General features: G+C 70.0%; 11 protein-coding genes. 7 read left to right on the plus strand and 4 right to left on the minus strand.

What is annotated here, in order from left to right:
• Together Q0C41_RS26275 and Q0C41_RS26280 are read left to right on the plus strand one after the other, a co-directional pair.
• Nucleotides 1–967: serine hydrolase (locus Q0C41_RS26275; RefSeq protein WP_291989045.1), on the plus strand; the 967-nt coding region annotated here is incomplete at its 5' end.
• Entirely contained in the window at nucleotides 960–2153 is a 1194-nt protein-coding gene (locus tag Q0C41_RS26280) for a sugar MFS transporter (RefSeq protein ID WP_291989047.1), read from the plus strand. The genes Q0C41_RS26275 and Q0C41_RS26280, both read left to right, overlap by 8 nt.
• Here the strand turns inward: Q0C41_RS26280 and Q0C41_RS26285 are convergent.
• Nucleotides 2122–2889, minus strand: coding sequence for a hypothetical protein (locus Q0C41_RS26285; protein ID WP_291989049.1), 768 nt, complete (start codon nucleotides 2887–2889; stop codon nucleotides 2122–2124). The genes Q0C41_RS26280 and Q0C41_RS26285 overlap by 32 nt on opposite strands.
• Nucleotides 2890–2911: 22 nt before the next feature.
• Here Q0C41_RS26285 and Q0C41_RS26290 point away from each other — a divergent pair, with 22 nt between their 5' ends.
• The 5 genes from Q0C41_RS26290 (at nucleotide 2912) to Q0C41_RS26310 (ending at nucleotide 9226) form a co-directional block, all read left to right on the plus strand.
• Nucleotides 2912–4132, plus strand: coding sequence for a PKD domain-containing protein (locus Q0C41_RS26290; RefSeq protein WP_291989051.1), 1221 nt, complete (start codon nucleotides 2912–2914; stop codon nucleotides 4130–4132).
• A 399-nt stretch (nucleotides 4133–4531) separates the two neighbouring features.
• Nucleotides 4532–5719 (plus strand): porin, encoded by a 1188-nt coding sequence (locus Q0C41_RS26295; protein WP_291989053.1) that lies wholly within the window; start codon nucleotides 4532–4534, stop codon nucleotides 5717–5719.
• Nucleotides 5720–5803: 84 nt separating this feature from the next.
• Nucleotides 5804–7357, plus strand: coding sequence for a sigma 54-interacting transcriptional regulator (locus Q0C41_RS26300; protein WP_291989054.1), 1554 nt, complete (start codon nucleotides 5804–5806; stop codon nucleotides 7355–7357).
• Nucleotides 7358–7583: 226 nt separating this feature from the next.
• Nucleotides 7584–8867, plus strand: coding sequence for an ammonium transporter (locus tag Q0C41_RS26305; RefSeq protein WP_291989056.1), 1284 nt, complete (start codon nucleotides 7584–7586; stop codon nucleotides 8865–8867).
• Nucleotides 8864–9226, plus strand: coding sequence for a P-II family nitrogen regulator (locus Q0C41_RS26310; protein ID WP_291989058.1), 363 nt, complete (start codon nucleotides 8864–8866; stop codon nucleotides 9224–9226). The genes Q0C41_RS26305 and Q0C41_RS26310 overlap by 4 nt, the downstream gene beginning before the upstream one ends.
• 90 nt (nucleotides 9227–9316) lie before the next feature.
• Here Q0C41_RS26310 and Q0C41_RS26315 read toward each other — a convergent pair whose 3' ends face one another.
• The 3 genes from Q0C41_RS26315 to Q0C41_RS26325 form a co-directional block, all read right to left on the minus strand.
• Entirely contained in the window at nucleotides 9317–9820 is a 504-nt protein-coding gene (locus Q0C41_RS26315; RefSeq protein ID WP_291989060.1) for a type IV pilin protein, read from the minus strand.
• A 1-nt stretch (nucleotide 9821) separates the two neighbouring features.
• On the minus strand, nucleotides 9822–10331 hold the full coding sequence (locus Q0C41_RS26320) for a type II secretion system protein (RefSeq protein WP_291989062.1): 510 nt from the start codon (nucleotides 10329–10331) through the stop codon (nucleotides 9822–9824).
• On the minus strand, nucleotides 10328–10799 hold a 472-nt coding region (locus Q0C41_RS26325), incomplete at its 5' end, for a cohesin domain-containing protein (protein WP_291989064.1). The genes Q0C41_RS26325 and Q0C41_RS26320, both read right to left, overlap by 4 nt.

Here is a 10799-nt window from a genome sequence, read left to right on the forward strand (position 1 = left end):
CGCTCTTCCGATCTGCGACGCGCGGGGCGTCAGCGGTCGCCTCTCGATCGGCGCGCCAGACTTGGCCGTGTACGACCTCGCCTCCCTGACCAAGGTGCTCGCGACCGGGCTCGTGGCGATGCGACTCGTGGCCGCTCAGCGACTCGACCTCGACACGCGCGTGCATCGCTGGTTGCCCGCGTGGCAGCTGGCCGATCGGGCCGACGTCCGGGTCCGCGACCTGCTCGTGCACGCCAGCGGCCTGCCGGCACACCTGCCGCTGTACGCGTCCGCGTCGGGCGCCGATGCCATCGTGCAGGCCAGCGCGGACGCACCGCTTGCCTGCGCCCCGCGCTCGGCCTCGATCTACAGCGACCTGGGCTTCATCGTGCTCGGCCGCGTGCTCGAGCACATCGGCGCGGCGACGCTCGACGTCCAGACCACCGCCGTCCTCTCGCCAGTGACGGACGAGCCGCCCGCGTTCGGGCCAGTCGCTCCCGAACGTGCTGTGCAGCCCACCGGACGCACGGCCTGGCGCAACCCGGTCCCGGCAGGCCACGTGCATGACGACAATGCCGCGGCCATGGGCGGCGTGGCCGGCCACGCCGGTCTCTTCGGCACCGTCCATGGCGTCGGACGCATCGCGCAGACCCTCTTGCAAGGCCTGCAGGGTATGGACACCGCCCTGGCTCCCTCGTGGCTGGTGCGGGCGTTCGCGCGGCGATCACCCGTCCCGGGATCGTCCCGAGCACTGGCGTGGGACACGGCGCTCCCCAGTTCCTCGTGTGGCACGCGCTTCACACCGCACGCCATCGGGCACACGGGCTTCACGGGCACGTCGATCTGGATCGATCCCGCCCTGGACCTCTATGTCGTGCTGCTGACCAACCGCGTGGCCGGCACGGCGACGCTGGCAGACATCGCCCAGCTCCGCCGTGCCGTGCACGACCACATCGCGGCGGCGCGCACCGGACAGACCCGTGCCTGACCGACACGTCCCGTCCGTCCTCATCGCCCTGCTGTCGACCGTGTTCGTCGCGCTGGGCCTCAGCATCGCCGCGCTCGGACCGGCCCTCCCCGAGTTCGCCCGCGTGGCCGACATTCCGGTGTCGTCGGTGGGTGTGCTGTACAGCGCCCTGTTCGCCGGGTTCCTGCTGTCGCAGATCACCTCGACCCTGTTGCTCGACCGCATCGGCACCCGCGTCACGATCCTCGGCGCCCTGAGCGTGTTCGCCACGGGCACGGCCGGGCTCGCCCTCGCGACCGGCGTCGTCAGCCTGCTGCTGGCCAGCGGCGTGCTCGGGATGGGCTACGGCTTCGGCACCATCAGCATCAACCTCGTGGCCTCGCGCCTCCTCACCCACCGCCCGGCCTTCGTCGTCAATCTCATCAACGCGGTGTATGGGGTCGGGACCGTCGTCGGGCCACTCATCACCAGTGCCCTCCTGAACGCCGGGGGTCAGGCCCGCTGGGTGCCGGCCGTCGGCGGCGCCGCGGCGATGGCCCTGCTGCCGTGGGCCTGGAAGGTGCTGCCGCGCGACGGGGCCCGAGATCTGCCCGAGGCGATTCCGTCGTCACAGGGACGACACCTGCCGATCGCCCTCGTGCTGATTGGCGCGCTGGTCTTCCTGTACGGCGGCGTCGAGTCGGGCTTCAGCGGGTGGGCCCCCACCTACCTCGAACGCACCCTCGGCGTTGCGCCCGCGAGTGCGGCGCTGTCGATGTCGCTCTACTGGTTCTCGTATCTCTCCGGGCGGATCATCTCGACCGCGCTGGCGCTGCGCGTCGGGCCCGCCGTGGTGCTGCAGGGGTCGCTGGCGGTGCTGACCGCGGGTGGGGTCCTGCTCGCCCTGAGTGTCGGGCACGCGTGGGGCACGACGATCGCGCTGGTCCTCCTGGGAGGCGCGACGGGCCCCATCTACCCGTCGATGTTCGGCGTGGTGACCCAGCGCTTCGCCGACCGCGCCGCCTTCGCGGTGTCGGCCGTGTCGGCCATCGGCTGCGGCGGCGCCATGCTGCTGCCGTGGGCGATGGGCCTGACGCTGCCGCTGGCGGGCGGTCGCGTGCTGGCGGCCATCCCGCTGGTGCTCTCACTGGGGATGTGGCTGGCCTACCGGCTGAGTGGCGCGGGCCATGCCGCCGTCACGGCCGAATCGTCGACCCGTACGGGTTAGCCGGCAGCTGGCCGGGCGACGTCGGCCGCGTGCCGCGCGGGCCCGACCCCGCTTGCCCCGGACGGCCCGGTCCCGCGCCCGGACGCTGGTTCTGGCCGGGCTGCGGGGCCTGCGGCCCGACGTTGCGCGGCGTGATGTCCTCGATGGCGACCTCCCACTGGTCGTACTGGGTGCGCCCTTTCCACGCCCGGAGCGATGAGTCCTTGCTCGTGCTGACCACGCCGCGAATGGCGCCCGTCGACATGCCGCCGGCGCCCAACCCTCCGGGCTGCGTCTGTCCGGGACTGGTGGGGCCACCGCCTGGCCGCACGTCGAGGCCCGTCGAGGGCGGGCGCGCGGAAGGCGTCCCCGGCCTCGTGGTGCCCCGCGGGTCGGTCTCGACCTGCCCCGGCAGCGGACTGGTCATGCCTGGCGACACCTGCCCGACCCGCAGGACGGCGAAGTCCTTGCCGGTCATGGGGTCGAGATACTTCTTTCGCAGGAACCGCTGCTTGACCAGTTCCTCGACGTTGGTCGGCGCCGCGCCCGGGAGCTTCCGCTGATACAGGGCCAGCGCGTGGGCGTACTGCTTGAGGCGGAACAGCAGCTCCTCCTCGCGCTCCCGCTTCTGCTGCTGGCGCCACACGGGCATGGCGACGGTCATCAGCACCAGCATGACCGCGATCCCGACGAGCAGGACGGCCATCGCGTAGCCGCGCGCGTCTGACAGAGCCGGGTCCTGTGCGGGTCTCCTCATGCGTTTGGTATTCTTGGCTGCCATGCTAGCACCGCAACTCTTCGTGTCCCTGCCATCGTGGGCGGCCGCCAGCCGGGCGGCCCTGGGCGCGACCAGCCTGGTGCTCGCGCTCGTCCTCGTCGGCTGCGACAAGGCCCCCCTCACCGCGCCCACCGACTCGGCGGTCACGTTGTTTGCCAACAACACGGTGGTCGCGCTCAACGGGACGGTCGAGATCACCGCCAGTGTCACCGAGCCGGGCGGCGTTCCGGTGCAGAACGGCACGCAGGTGAACTTTACGACGACCCTGGGGGCGCTCCAGCCGGCCGAAGCGCGGACCAGCGGCGGACGCGCCACCGTCGTGCTCAATGCCGGCACGGCCTCGGGCATCGCCTCGATTCGCGCCTTCTCGGGCGGCGCGCAGGCCGAAGCCCTGGAGATCCGCGTCGGCGCGGCCGCGGCCACCACCCTCACCGTCACGGCGACGCCCAGTGCGGTGGCCGCCAACGGCGGCACGGTCGACATCCTGGCCGTCGCGACGGGCGAGAACAACCGTCGCCTCCCGGGGGTCCCGGTCACATTCGGCACGAGCGCCGGCGTCCTGCGGGACGCCAACGTCATCACCGACGGCAACGGCGAGGCGCGTACGCAGCTCACGACGACCCGCGAGGCCACGGTGACGGCCAGCGTCGGCAGCGTCACGGCGACCACCACGGTGCGCGTGACGACGCGGCCGATCATCACGCTGACGCCGCCGGCCACCGCCATCGGCGAGGGCGAGAACGCGGTGTTCACCATCAACGTCCAGCCGCAGACCAACGGCGACCCGGTGCGCGACGTGGTCATCGACTTCGGCGACGGCGACCGGCGGTCGCTCGGGCCGGTCTCGGGCTCGCGCACCATCCAGAAGGTCTACGCGCGCAAGGGCAGCTACCCCGTCACCGTCACGGTCACCGACACCGGGGGCGACATCACGACCGCCACGACGGCGGTGACGGTCGAGGAGCGGGTGATCAGCGTGACGATCGGCGCGTCGCCGACCAACCCGGCCGTCAACACGGTCGTGCAGTTCACCGCCACGACCACCGGCGCCAGCAACATCGTCACCTACAACTGGAACCTCGGGGACGGGGACCGGCGCGTGCTCACCGGCCCGACCACCAGCAAGGCCTACTCGACGCCCGGCCGCCGCACCATCACCCTCGAGGTGGTCAACGCGGTCGGCCAGCGCGGCGAAGCCCAGATCGAGATCGTCGTCCAGTAACGCGCCGCCTCGGCACCCGCGACCCTCGCCACGTGCACGCCCCGGAGGCCGGTGTCTCCGGGGCGTTGTCGTGTCTGTGGCGTCCCGCGGCGACGCCTGGACTGGGCACGCTGTGCACTCTGTTCAACAAAGTGCTTTTGGTCCCACGAGAGGACGAATACGCCCGCGTCGGCGTACACGAATGTCGCTTTACGTGCAGATGACGACAAAAACGTCTGATGTCCAGTCTTGGCGACGACTACGCCTACAAGAGCTAAACTCCTACTTCAGTTGCAGTTAGGTCGATTATCTCGAAGTGGTCCAAATGTCCTGGCACGACCTGTGGTAGTGCACCCTGGCATGACATCAGTTGCACGCTTTGTGTTGTTGTGGACTCGACGCACACGTCTCGAGCCGGTGATGCTGACGTTGTGCGTCCTGGCGGCCTCTGGAGCCGCCGCGCAGACCGTACCGGCCGACGGCACGAGCCCTCCGGTCGCAACGACCGCGGCGGGCACACCGCTCCCCCCGGCTGTCGCCGAGGCAGCGCAGCCCGGGGACGTGCCCGCGCCGCCGTCCTCGCCCAACCCCTGGCAGAAGGTGTTCGGGCCCGTCAAGGTCTCGAGCACCGTCGACACCTACTACGAGTACAACGGCAACGACCCGGCCTCCGGCCAGAACATCCTGCGCAACTTCGACGAAAAGAACGACGAGTTCGCCTTCAGCTACTTCGAGGTCGCCTTCGACCTCGTGCCGACCGAGACTCGTCGCCTCGGCTTCCGCGCCGACATCGGGTTCGGCCCGACGGCCACCTGGGTCAACTCCGTCGACCCCGATGATGGCGCCCTGAAGTACGTCCAGCAGGCCTACGTCAGCGTGCTGGCGCCGGTGGGCCGCGGCATGCAGATCGACGCCGGCAAGTTCAACACCCCGATCGGCGCCGAGCCGACCGAAACGGCCTACAACTGGAACTACTCGCGGTCGCTGCTGTTTGCCTGGGCGGCTCCCTACTACCACCTCGGCGTCCGCGCCGCCCTGCCGGTGTCCGACACCGTCACCGTCACCGGGTACCTGGTCAACGGCTGGAACAACGCCAAGGACAACAACAGCGCCAAGACGGGCGCGGCGGTCGTGTCGTGGAAGGCCCTGCCGTCGCTCACGATCTCGCAGGCCTGGATGGGCGGGCCCGAGGGGCCCAACGGCGCGGTCGGGTGGAGAAATCTCTACGACACCGTGGCGACCTGGACGGTGTCGCCCAAGGTCTCACTGATGGCCAACATGGACATCGGGCGCGACACGGTCAATGGCCAGACCGCCGCCTGGCACGGCGTGGCCGGCTACGCCCGGTTCAGCATCCTGCCGTCATGGGCCATCACGCCGCGCTTCGAGATCTTCGAGGATCGCGACGGGTTCGCCACCGGTACGGCGCAGACGATCCGCGAGATCACGCTGACCAGCGAGCACACCCTGGTCAAGGGCCTGTCCATTCGCGTGGAATATCGGCGGGATTGGTCGACCGCCGACTTCTTCGAATACAAGACCGACCAGTTCCGGCCGCAGCAGAACACCATCCTGCTCGGCTTCGTGTACGCGCTCGCCTCGCCGTAGGCGGGCGCGGCCCGTCGCGGAGTGCGTCATGGCGGCGGCAGGGGGATGCCGCCGCCAGCCGTTTCGGCGTAGTCTGGTGCCCGCATGCCCAGACCAGTGGCCGTCCGGGCCGAGAGCGATCACCTCTCGGCCCTGTTGTCGCTCGGCCCGGTGCTCAGCGCGGCCCCGAACCTCAAGACCGCGCTGGCCCGCGCGCTCGAGCACGTGGCCGAAGCCGTGTCGGCCCGCAGCGGGGTGATCGTCCTGCGCGACGGCGAGGCGCCCGAGCTCTCGGTCGCCGCCGCCACCGGCATCAGCTGGCAGACCGCCCAGCGTGTCCGGTACCGCGTCGGCGAGGGCATCATCGGCCGCGTGGTCGACACCGGGCGGCCGGTCGTGGTGCCCCGCGCCAGCCAGGAACCGCTCTTCCTCAATCGCACCGGCGTCCACAAGGCTGCCGCCAGCAGCGAGGACACCACCTTCGTCTGTGTCCCGATCTGCGCCGCCGGGGCCTGCGTCGGCGCCGTCGGCCTCGCGCGCCCCCACCGCATCGACGCCGACATGGAGCGATTGCTCCAGTTCCTGGGGGTGGTCGCCTCCCTGCTCGGGTATGCCGTCCGCATCCACGCCCTGCAGCAGGCCGAACGCCAGCAACTGGTCGCCGAGAACGCCCAGTTGCGCGAGGAGCTGCGCGAACGGTACGACTTCCGCAACATCATCGGCAGCAGTCGCCCCATGCAGGCCCTGTTCGCGCAGGTCACGCAGGTGGCGCGCAGCCAGACCACCGTGCTCATCCGCGGGGAGTCGGGCTGCGGCAAGGAGCTGATCGCGCACGCCATCCACTACCACTCGGCGCGCGCCAGCAAACCCTTCATCAAGGTGAACTGCGGCGCCCTGCCCGAAGGACTCGTCGAGTCCGAGCTGTTCGGCCACGAGGCCGGCGCCTTCACCGATGCCCGCACCGCACGCAAGGGTCGCTTCGAGCTCGCCCACGGCGGCACGCTGTTCCTCGACGAGGTCGGCGAACTCTCCCTGAGCACCCAGGTGAAGCTGCTGCGGGTGCTGCAGGAGCGGGAATTCGAGCGTCTGGGCGGCACGCAGACGTTGCGCGTCAACGTCCGTCTCATCGCGGCCACCAATCGCAACCTGGAAGACGCCGTCCGCGAGCGCACGTTCCGCGAGGACCTCTACTACCGCCTGAACGTCTTCTCGCTCTTCCTGCCCCCGCTGCGCGATCGGCGGCCGGACATCCTTCTGCTCGCCGACCATTTCGTCGAGAAGTACGCGGCCGCGCACGGCAAGGACGTGCGGCGTCTGGCCACCACGGCGATCGACATGCTCATGAGCTATCACTGGCCCGGCAACGTCCGCGAGTTGGAGAACTGCATCGAGCGTGCGGTGCTGGTGGCGACCGGCGGCGTGATCCACGGCCACGATCTGCCTCCCAGCCTCCAGACCGCCGAGGTCTCGGGCACACTGCCCCGGGTCTCCCTCTCGTCGGCGACGGCCTCGCTCGAGATGGACCTCATCCAGGACGCGCTGAAGACCACGAGCGGCAATCTGGCCCGCACGGCGCGTCTGCTCGACACGACCGAGCGCATCATCGCCTACAAGGTGAAGAAACTTGGGATTGACCTGCGCCGGTTCCGACGCGACTGAACAAATATGTCGGATCGCAGGTAGCAGGCCACATTAATGTCGGATCCCATTCTGCTCTCGTCTCTCTGACATCCTCGCAAGTCGTCACGGCAGAAGGAGTTGGGGCAATCGAGCAGGGGCTGCACACAGCCGAGCATCGATCTTGCTACTTCTTTTCCCCGAGCGGACGCGACACGCGCGGAACAACGAGGTTCCGCCCGGCCCGTCGTCTCCCTCCGGAGGATCGATGAACAACGCAGATGTGGCGTGGATGCTGATCTCCACGGCGCTCGTGCTGCTGATGACCCCCGCCCTGGCCTTCTTCTACGGCGGGCTGGTCCGGTCCAAGAACGCGCTCAACACGATGATGATGAGCTTCATCTCGTTGGGCTTCGCGGGCGTGGCGTGGGCCCTTCTCGGGTACTCGCTGGCATTCGCCCCGGGCACCTCGCTGGTCGGCGGGCTCGGCTTCAGCCTGCTCAAGGGGGTGACGCTGGACCCGCAGGGCACGATTCCCCATGTGCTGTTCATGGCGTTCCAGGGCACCTTCGCCGTCATCACGGCCGCACTGATCTCGGGAGCCATCGTCGAGCGCATGCGCTTCAGTGCCTACATCGCCTTCATCACGCTGTGGGTACTCGCGGTCTACGCGCCGGTGGCCCACTGGGTGTGGGGCGGCGGCTGGTTGGCCACGATGGGCGCCCTCGACTTCGCGGGCGGCACCGTCGTCCACGTCAACGCCGCGGCGGCCGCCCTGGTGGCGGCGCTGGTGGTGGGACCGCGCTTCGACCACGGCCGACAGGCGATGCTGCCGCACAACGTCCCGTTCGTGCTGCTCGGCGCCGGGCTGCTGTGGTTCGGCTGGTTCGGCTTCAATGCGGGCAGTGCGCTGGCCGCCAACGGCATCGCCGGACTCGCGTTCACCAACACCATGCTCGCGCCGATGGCAACGCTGGTCGTCTGGACGCTGCTCGACGTCATCCGCACCGGGCGCGTGACGGCCGTGGGTGGGGCGACCGCGATCGTGGTCGGTCTGGTGGCCATCACGCCGGCGGCGGGGTACATCAGCCCGGTGTCGTCGCTGATGCTGGGCGGCATTGCCGCCATCCCGAGCTACTTCGCCATTCAGTTCCGCGCCCGCACGCGCCTCGACGACTCGCTGGACGTCGTCGCCGCGCACGGCGTCGGCGGCATGGTCGGGGCGCTCCTGACCGGCGTCTTCGCCGATCAGGCGTGGAGTGGCGCCGCCAACGGACTGGTGGGCGGCAACGCCGGCCAGATCGGGATTCAGGCGGCGGGCATCGCCGCGGCCCTCGTCTACAGCTCGGTGATGACGTTCGTCCTGCTCAAGCTGATCGGCCTCGTGTTGCCGCTGCGGGCAGCCTCGCGTGATGAGGCGCTGGGCCTCGATGTCAGCGACCACGGCGAGGAAGCCTACGCCGAAGGGGACGGCGCGATTCTCATCGGTCCCGACCTCGCCCCCAGCGTGATGGCGGCGACGGCCGTGACCACCGAAGGAGGACGCGCATGAAGATGATCGTGGCAATCGTCAGACCGGAAAAGGTCAACTCGGTGCTCGAGGCGCTCTTCCGCGTCCAGGTGCGCGGCCTCACGATCAGCCGCGTGCAGGGGCACGGCGGCGAGACCGAACACGTCGAGAACTACCGCGGCACGACGGTGAAGATGGCGCTGGCCGAGAAGGTGCGAGTCGAGATCGGCGTCAGCGACGGGTTCGTCGACACCGCGATCGAGGCCATCACCGAAGCGGCGCGGACCGGCGACGTGGGTGACGGCAAGATCTTCGTGCTCCCGGTCGAGCGGGTCGTCCGCATCCGGACAGGCGAGAAGGACGCCGACGCCGTCACGCCCGTGTCCCCCGCGGTGCGCTGACCCCAGGCGGATGAGGCACCGGCCGCGACACGAGGCAGATGTCCTCGGTCGCGGCCGGTGTCGTGTGTCAGGGGGGCGCCGCCGCGCGGCTCACCACTCGCTGTACGGTGTGCCCTGGATCGAGGTGCGGTCCGAGCCGCTGCGAACGTTGTACACGCCCGGTTCGGCGCTCAGATTGTTGGCGTCGGGCTCGGCAGGAATCTCCTGCCACGTCGCCGAGGACTTGGTGAAGGGATCTTCGGGCAGCGCCCGCAGATAGCCGTCACTGACCAGCGCCTCCAGCGTCGACGGATACTTGTTCTTGTCGGCGTAGTACTGATCGATGGCATCGCGCATCCGGAACAGGTCCTCGCGCAGCACGGCTTCCTGCGCCAGGGTCACCGAATTGCGATAGCCCGCCATCGCGATGGCCCCGAGCACCACGATGAGGGCCATCACCACCATCAGCTCCAGCAGCGTGAAGCCCCGCCTTCGCCGTGCTCGCGGACCATCGGCTCGCACGGCTTCGGCGGGCTCCGCCCCTCGCACAGTGACGGCGGGCTCCGCCCCTCGCCCGCCCTCGGCGAGCTGCGGCCCGCACGCCTCTCTCGTCATCTCACCACTCGCTGTAGGGAATGCCATCGAGCCCCGTGCCACTGGCCGTCGAATAGACATCGAACACGTTCTGCCCGCCCCAGGACGTGCTCTCCGGGCGGTCCTGGTAGGACCGGAGTCCCCACTCGGCCTCGCCCGTGACGGGGTCGCGCGGGATGCGGCGCAGGAATCGCAGCACGCCCTGCGAGGCGTCGCCCGCCTTGGGGACCCCCTTGACCAGGGTCTCGAGGTCGGGCGGATAGCCCATGTCGTCGGGCTCGAGTTCCAGGTTCGAGATCTGCTGCAGGTCGGCGGCGTCCTTGTAGCGGTCGATGGCCGTCCGCATCTCGCGCAGCGCCCGTCGCAACTCGACCTCCTTCTGGCGCTGGATGCCGACCTTGCTCAACGGCAGCACGGCGCTGGCCAGCACCAGGACGATGGCGGCCACCATCAGCAACTCGATGAAGGAGTAGCCGCCCTCGCTCGACGAGGCGCGGCGCAACGCGCGCAGCGCACCGCCCGTCATGGTCATCGCACCGTCACGGCCGCGGGCACGAGTTGGAGGCCGATGCTGCCCTGTTCCGGATTGGACGCCACCCCTGCCGGCGTGATCGCGGACTGCCCCGGCGCGATGGCTTCGAACACGAGCGTCGCGATGAGGCCGGTGCCGGTCGCGCCGACCTGGTCGCCGGGCCGCAACACGGTGACGTCGACGCGTCCCGCCCCCGGGTCGATCTGCTGCGAGAACGTCGGCGTCACGCCACCCTGGGCCAGGAACGTCCCGGGCTGCACGGACCGGACCCGCAGGACCGACGGGTTGTACGTCACCGACAGGCTCACGGTCGACAGCCGCTGGGCCCCGGAGATGGTGATCGGTACCGTGTACGGCCCACCGCCCACGGCGAACTGCGGCCCGGGTGACGTGATCGCCAGGCGTGCCGTCGGTGACGGCGTCGGCGCCGGGGGCGCAGGCGCCTCGGCCGGTGCTGTCGCGGGCGGG

This window comes from Luteitalea sp. (assembly GCF_022842525.1).
In the GTDB taxonomy this organism is placed as follows: Bacteria; Acidobacteriota; Vicinamibacteria; order Vicinamibacterales; family Vicinamibacteraceae; genus Luteitalea.